The sequence below is a fragment of the Neobacillus bataviensis LMG 21833 genome, assembly GCF_000307875.1.
Taxonomy (GTDB): Bacteria; Bacillota; Bacilli; order Bacillales; family Cytobacillaceae; genus Neobacillus; species Neobacillus bataviensis.
In genome coordinates, this window is record NZ_AJLS01000053.1 from 26558 (window position 1) to 45630 (window position 19073).

The window sequence follows — 19073 nt, forward strand, 5'->3', positions numbered from 1 at the left end:
TCCAAAAAAAATTTGTAAATAATTTTTTTCATGTAAGGATTAAACACCTATGGGCATAATAATGGTTGAATTTATCATCATATTATCAAATTTATTGCTTGATGATAAGGAAGCATGAACGGTAACAGTGCTTCAATATTTAACAAACAAAAAAACTGGGGGTTGTCACTTTGACGGAAAAAGAAAAGTTAGGAAATTATCCAAAACAAATGTCCTTTACAGCAATGGTTTTTTGGACGGGTTTATTTGGGGGGCTATTTTGGGGAACAATTGGGTACATTGCATCCTATTTTAATTTTACAGAAGTTAGCCCCCGTGTCATAATCGAACCATGGGTACTTGGAAATTGGAAAAATGGCTGGCTTGGGACGGTTATCTCCATTATATTATTGGGTGTTTTATCGATTATAGCTGCGTATGTTTACTATGCTTTACTAAGAAAGTTCAAAGGATTTTGGTTTGGGCTGGGTTACGGCGTCGTGTTGTTCCTATTGGTTTTTTTTATCCTGAATCCTCTATTTCCCGGAATAAAAACATTTGCTGAATTAAGCAGGGATACCATCATTACGTCTATTTGTTTATATATCGTATATGGGATTTTCATTGGTTATTCCATAAATTACGAGTTTGAACTTAATAAAGTACAAGTGAACGAGGCTTCGACTTAAGCTATAGATTAGTTTGAATAATCAGGTTGTGTTAAAATATTTTTATCCTACAGATAAGAAATGGAGAGTGGAGACTATGGAAAAAGTAGATAAATTAAGAGCAAATTTTTCGCAACATGGTATTGATGGGATTCTAATTACCAGTCCTTTTAATCGCCGCTACATATCTAACTTTACCGGAACTGCCGGTGTTGTTTTAATTAGTGCTGATAAGGCGCAGTTTATTACAGATTTTCGCTATCTTGAACAAGCCTCAAAACAGTGCCAGGGTTTTGAAATTGTTAAATTTGCTAGTTCCATTCCTGAAGAAATAGCACGTCTTGCTAAAGAATTAGGAATTCAAAAACTAGGTTTTGAAGAAGATCATCTCACTTACTCTTTATTTAAAGTATATGAGAAAGAAGTGGAAGCTGAACTTGTACCAATTTCTGATGTAATAGAAAAGTTACGCTTGATTAAGACCGATGCAGAGATTAAGATATTAAAGGTAGCAGCAGATATTGCTGATGCTGCATTTAAACACATTTTAGACTTCATTCGTCCTGGAAAAACGGAACTTGAAGTATCGAATGAATTAGAGTTCTTTATGAGAAGGGCCGGAGCGACTTCATCTTCCTTTAATACAATTGTTGCCTCGGGTCATCGTTCTGCACTACCACACGGTGTCGCGAGTGATAAAGTGATAGAGGCTGGAGATTTTGTTACAATGGACTACGGTGCCTATTACAATGGGTATGTTTCTGATATAACTAGGACAGTTGCTGTTGGTGAGCCAAATTCCAAGCTTAAAGAAATTTATGACATTGTTCTTGAAGCGCAAGTACGTGGTATGGCTGGATTCAAACCAGGATTGACAGGTAAGGAAGCAGATGCTTTAACTAGAGACTACATAACAGAAAAGGGTTTTGGGGAATACTTTGGACATTCAACTGGTCATGGTATTGGGCTTGAGATTCATGAAGGGCCTGCTTTGTCAATGAAATCTGACATTATTTTAGAACCCGGAATGGTTGTAACCTGTGAACCAGGTATCTATATTCCAGGTCTTGGCGGCGTTCGAATTGAAGATGATACGCTCATAACCCAAAATGGTAACGAGGCACTTACCCATTCAACCAAAGAACTAATTATACTGTAATGGATTTAGGAGGATTTAATCATGATTTCTGTTAACGATTTTAAAACAGGATTGACAATCGAAGTGGATGGCGGCTTATGGCGCGTCATGGATTTCCAACATGTAAAGCCAGGTAAGGGAGCAGCGTTTGTTCGTTCAAAGCTGCGTAACCTTCGGAACGGAGCAATCCAAGAAAAAACATTCCGAGCCGGTGAGAAAGTAGAAAAAGCGCAAATTGATAACCGTAAAATGCAATATCTTTATGCTAGCGGTGATTCACACGTGTTTATGGATATGGATTCTTATGAACAAGTAGAACTTCCGGCAAACAACATTGAATATGAATTAAAGTTTTTGAAAGAAAACATGGAAGTTCATATTATGATGTTTAATCATGAAACGCTTGGTGTTGAATTACCAAATACGGTTGAATTAGAAGTAACAGAAACGGAACCGGGAATTAAAGGTGACACAGCGTCTGGTGGTACAAAGCCTGCAACCCTTGAAACGGGACTTATTGTTCAAGTTCCTTTCTTCGTTAACCAAGGAGATCGATTAATTATTAATACAACGGAAGCTTCTTACGTATCACGTGCGTAATTTGTTTCTAAACATAAGGTCTTTGTCCGTTTACCGGACCAAGGCCTTTTTCTTTTAAAAATAATTTCCACTTTTTAAAGATTAAAAACTTCACTAAATAGTAAGAATTAGCAACAATTAAACCAGTCCCTTTTTGTTACAATAAACGAGAATAAGACATTAAAGGAAGGGGTGAAACAGATATGAAACGAATAACATCTCTCTTGTTCCTTTTTATTTTAATTGCGATTGTCGCAGCGGGATGCAGCTCTAAAATGGATAATGTAACACTGGATAAAAAACATAAGCCGCTGCCTGATTATGTTATGAATTCTTCAGAAAAAATTCAAGAGACTTATATCTTGGCGTCCACCTATCCAGAGGTAATAGCGCAAGTACCTTGCTATTGCGGATGCTTTGCACAGGATGGCCATAAAAGTAATTTAGATTGCTATATTGATCAAATGGGACCTAATAATGCTGTTGAAGAATGGGATTCGATGAGTATATCGTGAGACGTCTGTATCGATATCGCCCGGGAGGCGATAGATATGCATCTTGACGGTAAAAGTCCTAAGAAAATTTATCAGCTAATCACTAAGAAGTATGAAGATTTTGGGGAACCAACTCCAACACCCGAACCAAAGTAGGGAGTAACCCATGAAAAAGCTATTAATCGGATTTTATCTTTTGATTATTATTGGAATAATTGTTTGTTTAAGTAATAGCGATATTTTCGCCAGCAAAAATTCGCAAGCGATTGCCGCAGGAGAAAAGCTATATAATAAAAATTGCCTTATCTGCCATGGGAAAACAGGAAAAGGTGAAGGGCCTTATGCTGGAACTGCTCTTAATAATCAGCATTTTTTGAGCACTGTATCCGATAAGGATTTATTTAATTATGTGAAATTTGGCAGAGAAGGAACATCAATGCCGGCTTATGATTCAAGATTATCCGATAAGGATTTACATAATCTTGTTGCCTTCATAAGGGATTGGCAAAACAAAGAAATTGAATTTGACATACCCAAAACCATTTTAGGTGATTCTGTAAATGGGGAAAAACAATACAATTTATATTGCCTAAACTGTCATGGTGAAGCAGGTGCGGGAAAAGTAAAAATGGGTACGGTACTTTCCAATTCGCACTATTTAGAATACACGACAGATCAGCAAATTTGGATTACCACAGCTTACGGCCGTGAAGAAACACGTATGGGACCATCATTAAAAAGTCTTGAAGGCGCGCGGCAATTAAGTGAAAAAGATATTACAGACATCGTTAGTTATATCCGCACTTTAAAGCCAATTAAAGAAACACCAAACGATTATCTCAAACCTTGAACCTGGAAAATAGGTTCAAGGTTTTTTTGTACCCAAAATATACAAATGTGAACAATTTGTGGTAGTTTTTTGTCGAAATCGTAACGTTTCTTACCACTTAACAAAATGTTCAAGAGTGGGTCAACAACTATAGATTGATAACGATTATATTTATTTCAAAGAGGACTATAGTGAAAAATAGAACCTTCTACGAATGAGTTTTTGAAGGTCAAGGAGGATTAATATGCTTAAGAATAAATGGTTGGCATTGTTTGTCATTGCATCGTTCCTCACTAGTTTTATCAGCTTCAAAGCTAGTGCTGAAACTGCATTTCAGGCAGAAAAGTTCCCTTTTAAGGAAATGCAAGTTCAGGTAATGCCTGAATTTGATTACCCGGAGGATTGGGGATCAAAAGATACCCCGTCATTACTAGTAGGCCAGTATGGAACAATTGCCAACAAGAGCGGCCAAGACTATGAGGGGGAAATTGAAATTCCCGTCCCGGCGATGGAAAAAGGGTTTGAAGCCTATTTAGTAGCAGAATTTCCTGAAGAGAATAAACCCGAAGTACAACGTCCGTATGATGTAGACAAAGAAAAAGGGATTGTGACCTGGAAGCCGGCAAAGGCAATTAAAAATAATGAGACTTATAAATTTGTTATTGAGTACTATACCAAATCAATCGACGTTAAAGACAAAAAGAGATTTACATATCAATTAGTTAATAATGCTGACATCGACCAATTGGATGTGGTCTTTTACGCACCAATGGAAGCAAAGGAAATCAAACTTGAGCCCAAGGCGGAAAGTAATACAAAAAGTGAGTATGGTGAAGAGCTATATTACTACCAATATAAAAATGTAAAAGCTGGGGATAACCTGAACTATTCCTTCTCTTATAAGAAAGAAGGAACGGAATCTACATTGGAAGCAATTAATAAAAAGCAGCCGCCAAATGATGAAAACCATAGTGGTGTGACCACCGCAACAGACCAAGTTACTAAAGGAGGAACTGACAACTCTAAGCGTCCGATCATTGGAGTCGGCGGTGCATCGATTATTGGAATTGCCCTTATTATTGCCGGCCTCTTTGTCTTCCTAGGATTGAAAGGTAACGCTGAAACGGGTCTTAAAGCAGCTGACAAGGATAAAAAAACTAAACAACAATCAAAGCAAACGACCGGCAAAAAGGACATCAAGTCTGCAAATACTGAAGAAAAGAAGGAACTGCGCAAAAAACTTTTAACGGGAAAAATTGACCAAGAAATGTATGAAGAAGAAATAAAAAAATTAATTTAATGAGGTGAGTGGAATGAAAAAAAATACGATTGTCATGCTTGGCGGATTTATAATTGCCGGAGCTATTGTGTTCCTCCTTATGGCGGCGACACCAGGCTCTAGTGGGGTTGAGTTGACGATGAAAGAGCTATTGGCAACGCAGGAACAGCATAAAGATGATTTTGTCACGGTTGAGGGTTTATTAATGGAAGATTCCATTAAGTGGAATCCGGATAAAATTGAATTGAAATTTGATGTAAAAAACAATGAGGGTCAAATCATGCATGTCATCCATAACGGACCCAAACCTGATAATTTTTCCGAAGGGGTTATTACCATTCTTCAAGGATCACCTACTAAGAAGGATACTTTTGTAGCTGAATCTGTGAAAACTAGATGTCCTTCAAAATACGAAGGCAAAGACATGAAAGATTATGATCCTGAAACACATAAAGAAAAGCTAAATCAACCACCGAAAGAAAAATAACAGGCTTAAGTCTAAGAAGGTGACGAAATGTTTTTATTTGCCAACGCAACAATTTATATTGGATTAGCCATTGCCATCTATTCGCTCCTCATTCTTACCTTGGGGATTAGTACCAAAAACCAAAAACTCGTCAATAGTGGAAAAGGTGGAATGATTGCATTATTTGTCTGTGCAGCACTTGCAATGCTTTCCTTGTTTTACCTTTTAGCAACATCGCAGTTCCAGTACGAATACGTAAGTGATTATACAAGCAGTGAACTGCCAATCATATATAAACTTACTGCTCTTTGGGCCGGTAATGCTGGTTCCTTGTTATTATGGACATTCTTTTTAACACTTTACATGATTATGATTGCTTTTTCTCGGAAGATGAAAGGAAATCCAATGGTTCCCTACATTTCCGCCATTTTGATGGCCAATGCGGTTTTCTTCTTCTTCATCTTAGGGTTTGTCGCAAAACCATTTTTATTATTAGATACTGTTCCAATTGAAGGAAAAGGGTTAAACCCTATGCTGCAAAACCCTGGAATGATTATCCATCCAGTTACCCTTTACCTTGGGTACGTGGGTCTTGCGGTTCCATTTGCCTTCGCAATGGCGGCCCTGCTTCTGAAAAACGTTGATGATTTTTGGATTAAAATGACGAGACGCTGGACGATTGTTGCTTGGTTATTCTTGAGTCTTGGAAATATTTTTGGCGGTCAGTGGGCATATGTGGAACTTGGCTGGGGCGGATACTGGGCATGGGATCCGGTTGAAAATGCTTCCTTTATGCCATGGTTAACGGCCACCGCGTTCTTGCATTCCGTGATGATTCAAGAGCGGAAAAATATGCTGAAAATATGGAATATCAGCTTAATCATTGTTTCTTATGCACTTACACTATTTGGAACATTCCTTGTACGAAGCGGCGTACTGACATCTGTCCATGCATTCGCCAATTCAAATCTAGGATTATACTTCTTAATCTTCATGGGTATTGCTGTCATTCTAGCTCTATATGTTTTAATGAGCCGCTACAACCTGCTTAAACGCAGTGCCGGGGAATTTAATTCATTTGTATCAAAAGAAAGCAGCTTCTTAGTTAACAATCTATTACTTGTCGGGGCAGCATTTGCAGTGTTCTGGGGAACCATTTTCCCACTAGTATCTGAAGCTGTTCGTGGTACGAAAGTAACTGTTGGTCTCCCATTCTTTAATAAGGTTGAAGCACCTATTCTTTTATCGATGATGTTTGTCATGGCAGTTTGTCCAATGCTTGCCTGGCAGAAATCTACCGTAAAAAATCTAAAGAAGAACTTTATGATTCCAGCGATTCTTGCAATTGTTGGCATGGTACTCATGGTTGTATTAGGGATTCAAAAAGCATGGGCCGTCATTGGCTACGGAGTTATCATTCTATTATTAATTACCCATTTTCTGGAGTTTTATAGAGGGGTAAAAGCTAGAAGGAAAATGACGAAAGAATCACCAATTGTAGCTTTGTATCGTTTGATGATCCGTAACCGCCGCAGATATGGCGGATATATCGTTCATCTGGGGATTGCCTTCATTACAATGGGAATTATCGGTTCACAAAACTACGATGTTGAGACCATGAAAACGGTACCTCTTGGGGGGACGATTGAGCTAAAGGATTATCGGATCAACTATGAGCGACTAGACCAGAAAAGAGAAGGAATTAACGATATTGTTTATGCAGATTTAACGGTATTTAGGAATGGGAAAAAATTAGGGACTTTCCAACCTGAAAAAGTATTCTACGGCAACTGGGAACAGCCTTCTTCCGAAGTGGCGATTATCTCCTCTGTCAAAGAAGACTTATATATTGTTCTAAGTGCATGGGAAGATGATGGCAAAGCCACATTTGTTGTGAAAATAAATCCGATGATGAACTGGTTATGGTTTGGTTCCTTCATGATCGTGATTGGTGCACTATTCGCCGTTTGGAACGGAAAATATGGAAATGTCACTCCGAGATACACGGGAATACGCAAAGAGGTATCTTAATATGAAAAATAAAATTTATCTTGGACTGCTCATAATTGCGTTTATCTTTCAAGGTTCTTTCATTCGTGTGGAAGCAAAAGAGTTTGATTATAAATCTCCTGAATTCAAAGCGGTTGCCCAGCAATTTGCCTGCACTTGCGGCTGCGGACAGGATCATTACGAATGTGATCCAAATACGTGTAATCTGACAACTGATTTTAAAAAGGATTTAGTTGAGATGATGAACAAAGGCTGGGATAAGGATAAAATCCGTGAGTACTATGTCAATATTTACGGTGAAGAAATTTTAACTTCCCCGGAGAAAAGCGGTTTTAGCCTGACTGCATGGGTTCTCCCATTTGTTGTATTAGGAGCAGCAGGAATAGCTGTGTTTATCCTCATCCGTAAATGGGTGAAGAAAAAAGGAATCGAAGAAGTAGTCAATAATTTCGAGACCACCGAGGATGAAGTAGAGGGAGAAATCCTTTCTTCCATGATCGATGAAGAACGCAAAAAGTATCTTTAGGATGTGAACATAATGCACGATATCTCAATCATTTCGATGATTTTCACTGCGGCATTGGCGCTTGTTAGTTTATTTCTAATATTATCACCATTATTTAAGTGGGGTCATCTTCCCTATTTACATGTTGGTACAAAGGGTCAGGATTTGGCGACAACGAAAGAAGCACTTTTAACAACTCTTAATGAGATAGAGTTTGAGTACAAAATGGATAAAATCTCGCATGCAGATTATAAACACCTAAAGAAGCAGTATGAAATAGAAGTGGCCAGTATTATGAAGGAAGAAGAACAAATAGTGGAACCAAGTGTTGATCATGATCTTATGGCAGAAGTGGAAAAAGAAATTGAAGCGCAAATGCAAACTTATAAGAAGAAAAAGGGGGAAGAAAAGTGATCAAGAAAATCACCGCCCTCCTCCTAGGGTTGATGCTGCTAATTCCTACAACCGGTTTAGCAGCAACTGATGCAAAGATCATCATCGATATGCATTACCTTGTCGTCAGTCCGGCTGAAGATGGCTCAACAAATCTGATGAATATGACGAATTATACCAACACTTCATCTGAAGAATATAAGGGTGATGGAACAAGTGAGGCCGTATTACATGTAACCATGCCTGAAGGAGCAAAGGATCTAAATTTTTTAGATAATAAGATTGCTTTTAAGCAAGTGGAAAAGGGCTTTATTACCACAACATCAATCTCTAAGAATCAAACAATGGTGCTGCCATATAGTTATCGAATGCCGAAGGGGAAAGAAATTAATGTAACTGTTGATTATCCTATTCAAATGATGCAAATTCTTGTACCTGAGGGTAGGGGAAGTATTGAGGTGAAAGGTGCTGAAGCTACTAGCCAAGGGCTTTTCAAATTCGATGACCAAAATTACTTTGGGTACAGTATTGAAAGTTTGAAGGAAAATCAGACATTTACGCTTGTTTATAATAAAGACAAACAGCCTGCTGGTGATGAAACAAAAGCTAAAGCGGCAGCAAATGAAGGTGGGAAAAATAGTGCTGTTACCCATACGGCACCGGCATTCCACAATCCGGGACATTTAAGAATGTGGGCGCAATCACCATTACACAGCTTTAACCCGCATATCTTTATGATTATCATGGGTGCCATTATTATTGCGGGAATTTCCTACTTTGCCTATTTTAGAAGAAAAGCAAGATTAGAAGAGGAACGACTCGGAGCAGATAAGGAAGAGAAAGCCTTTAAGCTTTTGATGGCGAAGCAAAAAGCCATAATGGATAAGATTATTGAATTGGAAGAAACCTTTGGGGAGGGTAATCTCAGAGAGGATGAATATCAGGCAAAGCTTGCTGCTTATAAACAGCATTTAGTCCAGGTTAAATTAAATTTACGTAATTTTATTGAGTAACTGCTTGTTGGGAGGGACCTGCAGATGATAGAAATAAAAAAACTAACAAAGCAAGCTGACAATAAGCTGATATTGCGTGGTGTAGACCTCCATATAGAAAAAGGAGAAACGGTAGCGATACTAGGGCCAAACGGTGCTGGAAAGAGTACGCTGCTAAAGGTGTTGGCAACCTTAATAAAACCTACATCAGGACAAGTGTTGATTAATGGAATGGAATTGAAAAAGAACCAGGTTGAAATCAAAAAACTATTAGGTTATTTACCCCATTCCAGCTTACTTTATGACCATTACTCCCCGTTAGAAAATCTCGTTTTCTTTGGGAATATTTATGGGGTTAGGGTTGTGGAACAAAAAGCCATTCAACTTGTAAAAGAAGTAGGATTGTCCTTCTTTTTGAATGAACCAGTTAAGAATTTTTCACGTGGTATGATTCAGAGGATTGCTATCGCTCGGGCCATTGTACATGATCCGGCAGTTCTTCTTTTAGATGAACCGCACACGGGACTGGATCAAGGAGCTATTTCGATTCTCAACAATGTGATTCTTTCGATGAAAGAAAAAGGTGCGACAACGTTGATGGTCACCCATGATTTCAAACAAGCAGCTGAGATTTGTGACCGGGTCATCATTGTAAAGAATGGGAAGATTGTCGATGACTTTAAAATAGAAAATCGAAATTTAGGCTATGTTTCTGAAAAATATGAGCTTCAGATGGAGGCTGTATCATGAATCTATTCCGAACAGCCCTCTTCCTAGCAAAAAAAGATTTATATTCAGAGTTAAAAACAAAACAAATTCTCACGACACAGATCATTTTCGCTGGACTCGTAATCGTTGTTTTCAGCTTTGCATTTGATCCGGCTAATAATACAACAAAGGCAGTAATTCCTGGGGTCATTTGGGTCATTATCGTGTTTGCTGGTATTTTAGGTCTTAACAGATCGTTTATCTCGGAGCAGCGAAATGATACGATACAAGGCTTACTGGTTGCGCCAATGGAGGCTGCGAGCATTTATTTAGGAAAGTTCCTGGCCAATTTTGCGATGATGCTAGTAGTGGAACTCGTTTCCATCCCATTTTTATTCTTATTATTTGATTTTAAATTTCTGGGCAGTTTTCCTTATTTTATTTTGACCGTTTTCTTAGGGAGCTTCGGATTTATTGCAATTGGAACGTTCTTAGCTGCTCTGGCTGCCAATTCAAAAAGCAGTGAAATGTTGTTGCCATTATTGCTTTTTCCGATTACAACCCCAATCTTAATTGGAGTTGTTCAGGCAACGAAAATCATTCTAACGAATATGGAAAAGCTTTCAAGCGCACTCGCTTGGATCCAATTGGTTACGGCGTATGATGTTATCTTCTTTGTTGTTTGTTTCATATTAATAGATTATGTGCTGGAGGTTTAGGAGATGAGTATGAATCTCGAACGAGAGAAAGCGGTGCTTCCTGAAACAAAGTTGGCTAATGCAAAATCAACAAATCTTTCAAAAATTTTGTTTGGTGCCACAGTGATCTCGATGCTAGTTTCTCTTTATTTTATTTTCATTTTTGCTGCAGAAGAAACAACCATGCATGCAGCACAAAAAATCTTTTATTTTCATGTTAGCTCTGCATGGCTAGCGTTTATGGCATTTTTTGTCACATTTGTATTTAGTATTTTGTTCCTAATCAAGCGGAAAAGAATATTTGATACCTATGCCTATGTTTCAGCTGAAATTGGTGTTGTGTTTACAATTATTGTGTTAACGACAGGTCCCATTTGGGCCAGATCGGCTTGGAATACATGGTGGGTATGGGAGCCGCGTTTAATCACAACATTAATTCTTTTCTTTATCTATATTGCCTACATAATGATTAGGCAGATGGATGGCGTTTGGGATAAAAAGGCTCGACTTTCAGCAGTCTTTGGCATCATTGGTTTTGCTGATGTTCCAATCGTATTCTTCGCCATTCGCTGGTGGCAAACGAAATTTCACCCAATTGTTTTTGGGGATGGCCCATCTCAAAAGGGCGGTGGGATTGAGGATACAATGTTAGCGGCATTGCTAATCACGATTACTGCTTTTACCATTCTTTATTCGTATCTGCTTTATAAAGGGGTTTCTTTCGAAAATATGAGGATTAAGGTTGAGCGATATAAAGAAAAATTAAGAGAACAGATGGAAAAATAGGAGGGTTTACTCATGAATTATGAATATATGTTTGGTGCTTATTCTGTTGCCTGGGTGGTTATCTTTGCTTACATGTTTATTATCGGTAAAAGACACGACAAGCTTAAAAAGGAAATTGAATTCTTAAAGCAGCTCGATCAATAAACTGCTAGTCTCGAGTGTCAGGGGGAAATACGATGAACCAGCGAGTTATCAAATTACTCGTATTGATTCTGATTGTAGGAATGTTTGGCTTTTTTGGCTATAGTTTAGTATCCAAGGGCAAACATACGGATATTGGTGATAAAGCTTATAATTTCGAACTGCCCAAGATTGATGGAAGTAATACCAAGCTTTCAGACTATAAGGGTAAGGTTGTTATTTTGAATTATTTTGCCAGCTGGTGTGCACCGTGTAAAGAAGAGCTGCCGGAACTCGAGGCTTTTCAAAAAGACTACGGTGATCAATATCCATTTCTAATGATTAACCGCGGTGAAACCATCGATAAGATTAATAAGGTGACAGATCATAATAAAGCAGGAATGAATTATCTTTTCGATTATAATGCCAAGGTATCAAAATTGTATAATGTGACAGGTCAGCCTGAAACATTTGTCATTGATAAACAAGGTACCATTAGAGAGCACTTTAATGGGCCAGTTACAGAAATGCAGCTGTATAATTGGGCCAAGAAATATGATAAATAGTTATATTCAAAAAGGATTGAACCCTGTTAAAGCGGTTCAATCCTTTTCTTTTTTTAGAGTGGTGCTTGATATTGTGTTTGATAATGAAATTCAGCAGAGATACTAGCCTTAACCACTATTTGGCCTGGTTCAAATTGCGTTGAATTAACTCCTTTTACAAAGGTTTCGGCATGATGATGGAAGGGTTGATTCGTATCTCCTCCCTCCATCACTAGGGTTGGAGTTGGGATTAAGGTTACATTTAACGTCCCCGCAATCGTTTTGGCTTTTTCAATTGCATTGTTTAGTGCAAGGGCTAAGGCTTGCTGATATAAAGAATCTTTATTCTTTACTTTAAATTGTACATTTGAGACATAATTAACTCCGTTTTTTACGGCCGTATCCACTACTTTCCCTATCATTGATAAATCTTCTATTTTCACCTGTAATAGATGAGTTATTTTATACCCGCGGAAAATTTGTTTCCCTTGATCATAATCGTAATCTGATTCAATCCGATAATCGAAGGTTTGTAATTGATTTTGCGGAATTCCAAGTCCGTGCAGGGAGTTGATTACTTTTGTCACCTCAACAGAGTTCTGCTGCTGCGCTGTGATCAATTCCTTATTTTCTGTGATAACACCTACGTTCACTGATGCCGAATCTGGCTGGACCAGGAGCTCACCTTCGCCTGTTACTTTAATTAAATGGCCTTTGTGATGTAAACCATTTCGATTAGGTGGCAGGTATTGATACAAACTTATCTCCCCCTTTACATTCATCCCTTCCTATAAAATACGGGCAATTCGGAAGAAATGTTCCTTTATTAGAATCTATTCTTGTAAATTTAGTTCTAGCAATCTTAACTCAAAAATAGAAATGAATTAACAGATTGGAAAGTCATATTGTGTCCAAGCAGGCATACATTTTAAATAATGAGATATGCAAATAAAAGGAGGAAGCATACGTGGAAACGATCCTAACCTATTTACCGAAAAACATTGCCGACCTAATCAGCAAAATCCCTCCTGACCAAAAAGAAGAATTAGAGGAAATCCGTGTTCGTGTTAACCGTCCAATTGAAATGATGCTTAAGGGAGCCCCGAGGTTTTTATCTTATATTGTTCAGCCTGAAGATGCTATTCACCTACTAAATAAAATTAGCCATTTCTCCATTTATACGCTAGAGGAAGAACTAAAACGGGGGTATATAACCATATCCGGCGGACATCGGATTGGACTTGCCGGAAAGGTTATTCTTGAGGACGGCAAGGTTAAGGCGATTAGAGATATCTCCTCATTTAATATACGAATTGCCAGGGAAAAGGTAGGGATTGCCGAACCTATCGTTCCTTTTATTTATAAAGGCATCTGGATGCATACGATGATCATTGGACCGCCACAAACGGGGAAAACGACGCTGTTACGTGATATCGCCAGAATTATTTCTACAGGCAACAGGGCTGGAGGAATTCAGGCTTACAAGGTGGGGGTTGTGGATGAACGGAGTGAAATTGCAGGGTGTGTCCATGGGGTTCCGCAATTGACTTTCGGTCACCGCTTGGATGTGTTAGATGCCTGCCCAAAGGCAGAAGGAATGATGATGCTGATTCGTTCAATGAGCCCGGATGTCTTGATTGTCGATGAAATTGGCCGTAAGGAAGATGCTGAAGCTATCCTCGAGGCAGTCCATGCTGGTATAAAACTGATCATGACCACGCACGGGACGAGCATTGAAGAACTAAGAAAAAGACCATCCTTAAGAGATCTAATTGACCAAAAAATATTTGAACGGTTTGTTATCCTTAGCAGGGCATCTGGTCCTGGGACCATTACCCATATACTTAACGCAAGCGGGCAGGAAATGAATCAAAAAGTGAGAGTGACAAAATGATTAAGCTAATTGGTGCCATCATCATTATTGTTGCAACAACTTGGACCGGATTTGAGGCTTCCCGAAATTTTAGTGCACGTCCAAAACAACTTAGAGCGTTAAGGTCGGCACTTCAATCACTCGAGGCTGAAATTATGTATAGCCATACACCATTGCATGAAGCAGCTAGGAGATTAGCGGCCCAGCTAACCAAGCCGCTTTCCACGTTTTTCGAAGCTTTTGCAAGGAAACTTACCGACACGGAAACAACGGTAAATGAGGCGTGGGAAACAAGTTTAAGAGAAGTTTGGAAATCAACGGCTTTAAGACAGGGAGAATTTGAAATTATGAAGCAATTTGGGGAAACCCTTGGGCGTCATGATCGCTTCTCTCAGCAAAAACATATTATGCTCACTCTTTCCCACCTTGAAAGAGAGGAAGCAGATGCCATCGACCGGCAGGCAAAATATGAAAAAATGGTAAAAAGTCTGGGATTCTTATCAGGATTATTACTGATTATTTTATTATTTTAGGAGGAAAAGCAATGGGTTTAGAAGTGGATATTATTTTTAAAATCGCCGGAGTTGGAATTGTTGTAGCCTTTTTGCATACCGTACTTGACCAAGTAGGTAAGAAGGAGTATGCCCAGTGGGTCACGCTGTTCGGTTTTATCTATATTTTATTCCAGGTAGCCTCAATCGTGGATGATCTTTTCCAGAAAATAAAATCAGTATTCTTGTTTCAGTAGAAGGGAGGTCTTTGCGATTGAAATCATAAAAATTGTCGGTTTTGCTCTCATCGCAACCTTTCTTGCTTTAATCATTAAAGAGCAAAAACCTAATTTTGCCTTCCTTTTAGTCGTATTTGCTGGTTGTGTCATTTTCCTTTTCTTGGTGGATAAGATTTTTGAAATTATTCATATGCTTGAAAAGCTGGCAGTGAATGCAAAGGTAAATATGGTCTATGTTGAAACGATACTTAAAATCATTGGAATTGCCTATATTGCTGAATTCGCCACGCAAATTACCAAGGATGCAGGTCAGGGAGCAATCGCCTCAAAGATTGAATTAGCAGGAAAGATCATAATTCTTGCGATGGCGATCCCTATTCTAACTGTGTTGATTGAAACCATTATTAAACTAATTCCGAGCTAAAGGAAAGACCTTAAAAAAGAGGTGTTAATCATTGAAGCAGAGGCTGCAGATTATTCCTATTTTCATTCTTTTATTCTACTTTTTGTTCATTCCAAGTGTCCAAGCTGCCGAAAAATCCAAAGACACCTCAAATCCACTTTCTCCACAGGAATTAGTAGATGAACAGCTAAAAACCTTGGACTTAACGGAACTTAAGCAATTTTGGGAGGATATTACCACTAAATATGGAGGCTTTCTCCCAGAAAGCCAAAAAGGAAGCCTTTATGATTTTGTAAAAGGAGATAAAAAATTTTCATTTAAACAATGGGGTCAAGGGGTATTAAAATTTGCCTTTCAAGAGTTTGTTGCGAATGGAAAATTACTTGGTTCGTTAATTATGTTAACTATTTTCAGCATGTTTCTTCAATCCATGCAGAATGCTTTTGAGAAAAGCGCTATTAGTAAGGTTGCCTATTCAATTGTTTATATGGTGCTGGTCATCCTGGCTCTTAATAGTTTTCATATCGCAATCAGTTATACAACTGAGGCAATCGGGACAATGACCTCCTTTGTCCTTGCACTTGTTCCCCTTCTGCTGGCGCTCATTGCGGCATCGGGAGGACTTGTATCTGCAGCCTTCTTTCATCCGGTAATTTTATTCTTAATGAATATGAGCGGAACGTTCATGCAATATGTGATTCTGCCACTCCTTTTTTTAGCTACATTGCTCAGTATTGTCAGCACCATGTCTGAACAATATAAAGTGTCACAATTGGCTGCCCTTTTGCGAAATTGGAGCATCGGGTTAATGGGTCTTTTTTTAACAATCTTTCTAGGGGTTATCTCAGTCCAAGGGGCATCAGCAGCTGTGACCGATGGAGTTGCCATAAGAACGGCAAAATTTGTGACAGGAAATTTCATTCCTGTCATTGGGAGAATGTTTACTGATGCCACGGATACAGTTGTTAGTGCATCTGTGCTCTTAAAAAATACAGTTGGCATTGCCGGAGTTGCTATCCTGCTCATTATTGTAGCTTTCCCGGCTATAAAAATATTAATGATTGCCTTTATTTATAAATTTGCAGCTGCCATCCTTCAGCCGTTAGGTGGTGGTCCAGTTATTAAATGCCTTGATATTATCAGTAAAAGTGTTATCTATGTTTTTGCAGCCCTCGGGATTGTGTCATTGATGTTCTTTTTAAGTATTACCGTCATCGTTGCGGCTGGAAATTTAACGATGATGATGAGATAGGAGGGGGGCTTCGAACATGGAGTTTTTAAAAGAGTGGGTAACAAATATAATTCTTTTTATCCTGTTAGCTACAGTGATTGATATGCTGCTGCCAAATTCCAGCATGCAAAAGTATACCAAGATGGTCACTGGGCTCCTTCTAATAGCGATTATTCTTACTCCCATTTTTAAATTGATCTCTAAGGATTTTGAATCAGCACTTGGTTCAATCCCAACCTATCAAAGCCCTGGAGAAAAAAATATGAAAAATGTAATAGATTCAAAGAAAAAAGAAATACAAGCTTCAACTGATGCATATATTTTAAAAGAAATGGCTGTCCAGCTGAAAAAGGACGTTAAGGAGGAGTTGATGGAACAATACGGATTGGAGATCGAGAAAATTGACCTAGCCATAGATGATAAAAGTGACCAAGCATTTCCTGAGAACCTCCAAAAGGTTATAGTTCTTCTAAAACAGCCGGAACAAGGCGTAAAGACAGTCGAAGTGATTAAACAAATCGAAATAAACACAGAAAAACCTCTTCCCTCTAAAGGGTCAACAGAAGAAACAAAAAAAATAACCGCATTTCTATCGCAGAAATGGAATGTAACCGAAGCAGCAGTGGAAGTTTCGATTGAAGGGGGGATTAAAAAGAAGAATGGATAATAACAAAGGGCCATTAACGTGGCTCAAAAAAATAATGAAATTGGATGAAAAAGGCGAGAAAAAAACAGGAAAATATCAGTATATGCTTCTGGTTCTATGTGTCGGTGCCGCGTTTATGCTTGCAGGGAACATTTTGTTTAAAAAGGATCCAGGTACTGCAGCAGTGCCTGTTGGAGCAAACGAAAAAGCAGCTTCTGAAGATGTACCGACCTTTGGTGTAAAAAAGAGTTCAGGAAATAAGGCAATCGCTGAATATGAGGAAAAATATGAAAACCAGTTGAAGAAAGCACTAGAGGAAATGCTGGGAGTAGATGATGTGACTGTCGTGGTAACCATTGATTCAACAGATAAGAAAGTATTTGAGAAAAATAGAGTAAATAAATCGCAAAAAACGGATGAAACGGATCGTGAAGGAGGGCAGCGCACGGTTGTGGATTCCTCTTCAGATGAACAACTGGTCATCATCCGTAAAGGAGACCAAGAGGTTCCAATTGTTGTAGAAACCATACGGCCAGAGATTCGCGGTGTCCTCGTCGTTGCAAAGGGAGCAAATAATATCGAGGTAAAAAAATGGATTAGGGAAGCAGTCACAAGGGCTTATGGCGTGCCAAGCCACCGGGTTGCTGTCATGCCTAAAAAATAAAAGGGGGATTTAGAAAATGCTTTTGAAAAAACAAACTGTTTGGTTATTAACAATGTTAAGTTTAGTTGTGGTGTTATCGGTTTATTACATTACCTCTCCGGAGCAAAAAACCAATGATTTAGCAGCAGTGCAACAAAATGCTAAGGATCAAAACCAGGGTAAAACAAAGACTGAAGTGAAGAAGGACGGTAAAACAGTGGTATCTACCGTAGCGGGTGATGATGAGTTTGCTGAGCTTCGTATGAAGCTTGAAGATCTTCGCAGCGAGGAGCAAACAGGGTTAACAGAGGAGTTAGCCTCAACTGATCTTTCTGCAGACGAAAGAAGCAAGGTGAAGGATCAAATGAATAAATTAAATAAAATTGCCCAAAGTGAAGAAATGCTTGAAACATTTATTAAAACTATGGGGTTTGATGATGTTCTGGTTAGAGCCGATGGTCCAAAGGTTATCGTAACGGTAAAATCCAAAAAGAAACCTTCTGCCTCAGAGGCCAATAAGATTATGTTAGAAGTGAAAAAGGAAATTGATGAAACGAATTATGTAGCGGTTGAATATCAGCATGCAAAGTAATTTTCGTTCACAAAGGGAAGTCTACGGCTTTCCTTTTTTTGTTTAATATCTTTATTTAATGGGGAAAATAATCTATTAGGTCAAAAGGCTACCCAAAATTCCTTTTGGCTGCTAAAAAAAGTATAATGGAAGTAGGATATTTCAAGAAATGTTCGGCCCCTTTGATTTAAAATATTGAACTATTACTAAATATTATCGTATAGTATTAGTAGTAAGTCCTAATTAAAGCTGTACAAGGAGTGTTACTCAATGTTAAAAGTACAAGAAATTCGTGAATTAATTAAATTGGTAGACCAGTCCAGCATTGATGAATTTGTATATGAGAATGAAGGATCAAAGATCAAAATGAAGAAGACTGCTGCAGCTACTATTGTTTCCCAAGTAAGTCCGGCAGCAGTTGTGCAGGAAATAGCTCCGGTTGTTCAACCCGTACCAGTGACTGCAGCATCTGCACCGGTACATGAAGCAGCACAGGAAGCTACAAAAGCAGAAGAAGTAAAGCAAGCTGATACTGCAAATTTACATAAAATCACTTCGCCAATGGTTGGTACCTTCTATGCATCGCCAACACCAGAGGCAGATATTTATGTAAAAGCAGGGTCAAAGGTCTCTAAAGATTCTATCGTATGTATTGTTGAAGCGATGAAATTATTTAATGAGATTGAGGCAGAAGTAAACGGTGAAATTGTTGAAGTACTTGCGAAAAACGGTCAATTAGTAGAATACGGACAGCCTTTATTTTTAGTAAAACCTGAGTAAGGAGCGG

The 19073-nt window shown here is 38.5% G+C and carries 26 protein-coding genes; 25 read left to right on the forward strand and 1 reads right to left on the reverse strand.

Annotated features, from left to right (window positions below; all coding sequences use genetic code 11):
• The first annotated feature begins 170 nt into the window (after positions 1-170).
• From BABA_RS07700 to BABA_RS07770, 16 genes are all read left to right on the forward strand, one after another.
• Positions 171-668, forward strand: coding sequence for a YqhR family membrane protein (locus BABA_RS07700; protein WP_007084592.1), 498 nt, complete (start codon positions 171-173; stop codon positions 666-668).
• 76 nt (positions 669-744) lie between these two features.
• Positions 745-1806: a M24 family metallopeptidase gene (locus tag BABA_RS07705; RefSeq protein WP_007084593.1), complete on the forward strand. Its 1062-nt coding sequence runs from the start codon at positions 745-747 to the stop codon at positions 1804-1806.
• Positions 1807-1827: 21 nt separating this feature from the next.
• The gene (gene efp / locus BABA_RS07710) at positions 1828-2385 is read left to right on the forward strand and encodes an elongation factor P (protein ID WP_007084594.1); all 558 of its coding nucleotides are present in this window, start codon (positions 1828-1830) and stop codon (positions 2383-2385) included.
• A 182-nt stretch (positions 2386-2567) separates the two neighbouring features.
• Positions 2568-3014 (forward strand): PCYCGC motif-containing (lipo)protein, encoded by a 447-nt coding sequence (locus tag BABA_RS28030; protein WP_338040015.1) that lies wholly within the window; start codon positions 2568-2570, stop codon positions 3012-3014.
• A 10-nt stretch (positions 3015-3024) separates the two neighbouring features.
• Positions 3025-3708, forward strand: coding sequence for a c-type cytochrome (locus tag BABA_RS07720; protein WP_007084596.1), 684 nt, complete (start codon positions 3025-3027; stop codon positions 3706-3708).
• A gap of 223 nt (positions 3709-3931) precedes the next feature.
• Positions 3932-4987 carry a hypothetical protein gene (locus BABA_RS07725; RefSeq protein WP_007084597.1) on the forward strand — a complete coding sequence of 352 codons (1056 nt, stop codon included), beginning with the start codon at positions 3932-3934 and terminating at the stop codon, positions 4985-4987.
• Positions 4988-5000: 13 nt separating this feature from the next.
• Positions 5001-5453: a cytochrome c maturation protein CcmE gene (locus BABA_RS07730; RefSeq protein WP_007084598.1), complete on the forward strand. Its 453-nt coding sequence runs from the start codon at positions 5001-5003 to the stop codon at positions 5451-5453.
• 27 nt (positions 5454-5480) lie between these two features.
• On the forward strand, positions 5481-7463 hold the full coding sequence (locus BABA_RS07735; protein ID WP_007084599.1) for a heme lyase CcmF/NrfE family subunit: 1983 nt from the start codon (positions 5481-5483) through the stop codon (positions 7461-7463).
• A 1-nt stretch (position 7464) separates the two neighbouring features.
• A complete protein-coding gene (locus BABA_RS07740; protein ID WP_007084600.1) occupies positions 7465-7968 on the forward strand; it encodes a cytochrome c-type biogenesis protein in 504 nt (167 codons plus the stop codon).
• A gap of 12 nt (positions 7969-7980) precedes the next feature.
• Entirely contained in the window at positions 7981-8361 is a 381-nt protein-coding gene (locus BABA_RS07745) for a hypothetical protein (RefSeq protein WP_007084601.1), read from the forward strand.
• Complete coding sequence (locus tag BABA_RS07750) at positions 8358-9353, forward strand: hypothetical protein (protein WP_007084602.1); 996 nt, start codon at positions 8358-8360, stop codon at positions 9351-9353. Before BABA_RS07745 ends, BABA_RS07750 begins: the two co-directional genes overlap by 4 nt.
• Positions 9354-9377: 24 nt before the next feature.
• On the forward strand, positions 9378-10082 hold the full coding sequence (ccmA, locus tag BABA_RS07755) for a heme ABC exporter ATP-binding protein CcmA (RefSeq protein WP_007084603.1): 705 nt from the start codon (positions 9378-9380) through the stop codon (positions 10080-10082).
• Positions 10079-10759, forward strand: a complete 681-nt coding sequence (locus BABA_RS07760) for a heme exporter protein CcmB (protein WP_007084604.1) — start codon at positions 10079-10081, stop codon at positions 10757-10759. Before ccmA ends, BABA_RS07760 begins: the two co-directional genes overlap by 4 nt.
• Before the next feature lie 3 nt (positions 10760-10762).
• Positions 10763-11524 (forward strand): cytochrome c biogenesis protein, encoded by a 762-nt coding sequence (locus BABA_RS07765; protein ID WP_007084605.1) that lies wholly within the window; start codon positions 10763-10765, stop codon positions 11522-11524.
• 12 nt (positions 11525-11536) lie between these two features.
• Positions 11537-11668, forward strand: a complete 132-nt coding sequence (locus tag BABA_RS26430; RefSeq protein WP_083865325.1) for a CcmD family protein — start codon at positions 11537-11539, stop codon at positions 11666-11668.
• 32 nt (positions 11669-11700) lie between these two features.
• On the forward strand, positions 11701-12210 hold the full coding sequence (locus BABA_RS07770; protein ID WP_007084606.1) for a TlpA family protein disulfide reductase: 510 nt from the start codon (positions 11701-11703) through the stop codon (positions 12208-12210).
• A gap of 53 nt (positions 12211-12263) precedes the next feature.
• On the opposite strand, the gene BABA_RS07775 is transcribed toward BABA_RS07770, so the two are convergent.
• Entirely contained in the window at positions 12264-12947 is a 684-nt protein-coding gene (locus BABA_RS07775; RefSeq protein WP_007084607.1) for an SIMPL domain-containing protein, read from the reverse strand.
• A gap of 209 nt (positions 12948-13156) precedes the next feature.
• Here BABA_RS07775 and spoIIIAA point away from each other — a divergent pair, with 209 nt between their 5' ends.
• From spoIIIAA to accB, 9 genes are all read left to right on the forward strand, one after another.
• Positions 13157-14083 (forward strand): stage III sporulation protein AA, encoded by a 927-nt coding sequence (gene spoIIIAA / locus BABA_RS07780; protein ID WP_007084608.1) that lies wholly within the window; start codon positions 13157-13159, stop codon positions 14081-14083.
• A complete protein-coding gene (spoIIIAB, locus tag BABA_RS07785) occupies positions 14080-14595 on the forward strand; it encodes a stage III sporulation protein SpoIIIAB (RefSeq protein ID WP_007084609.1) in 516 nt (171 codons plus the stop codon). The genes spoIIIAA and spoIIIAB overlap by 4 nt, the downstream gene beginning before the upstream one ends.
• 11 nt (positions 14596-14606) lie before the next feature.
• A complete protein-coding gene (gene spoIIIAC / locus BABA_RS07790; protein ID WP_007084610.1) occupies positions 14607-14810 on the forward strand; it encodes a stage III sporulation protein AC in 204 nt (67 codons plus the stop codon).
• A 16-nt stretch (positions 14811-14826) separates the two neighbouring features.
• On the forward strand, positions 14827-15216 hold the full coding sequence (spoIIIAD, locus tag BABA_RS07795; protein WP_211214167.1) for a stage III sporulation protein AD: 390 nt from the start codon (positions 14827-14829) through the stop codon (positions 15214-15216).
• 31 nt (positions 15217-15247) lie between these two features.
• Entirely contained in the window at positions 15248-16447 is a 1200-nt protein-coding gene (spoIIIAE, locus tag BABA_RS07800) for a stage III sporulation protein AE (RefSeq protein WP_007084612.1), read from the forward strand.
• A gap of 16 nt (positions 16448-16463) precedes the next feature.
• Positions 16464-17093, forward strand: coding sequence for a stage III sporulation protein AF (gene spoIIIAF / locus BABA_RS07805; RefSeq protein WP_007084613.1), 630 nt, complete (start codon positions 16464-16466; stop codon positions 17091-17093).
• Positions 17086-17736 (forward strand): stage III sporulation protein AG, encoded by a 651-nt coding sequence (gene spoIIIAG, locus BABA_RS07810; protein ID WP_007084614.1) that lies wholly within the window; start codon positions 17086-17088, stop codon positions 17734-17736. Before spoIIIAF ends, spoIIIAG begins: the two co-directional genes overlap by 8 nt.
• Before the next feature lie 16 nt (positions 17737-17752).
• Positions 17753-18307, forward strand: coding sequence for a SpoIIIAH-like family protein (locus BABA_RS07815; protein WP_007084615.1), 555 nt, complete (start codon positions 17753-17755; stop codon positions 18305-18307).
• A 249-nt stretch (positions 18308-18556) separates the two neighbouring features.
• The gene (gene accB, locus BABA_RS07820) at positions 18557-19066 is read left to right on the forward strand and encodes an acetyl-CoA carboxylase biotin carboxyl carrier protein (protein WP_007084616.1); all 510 of its coding nucleotides are present in this window, start codon (positions 18557-18559) and stop codon (positions 19064-19066) included.
• The last annotated feature ends 7 nt before the right edge of the window (positions 19067-19073 follow it).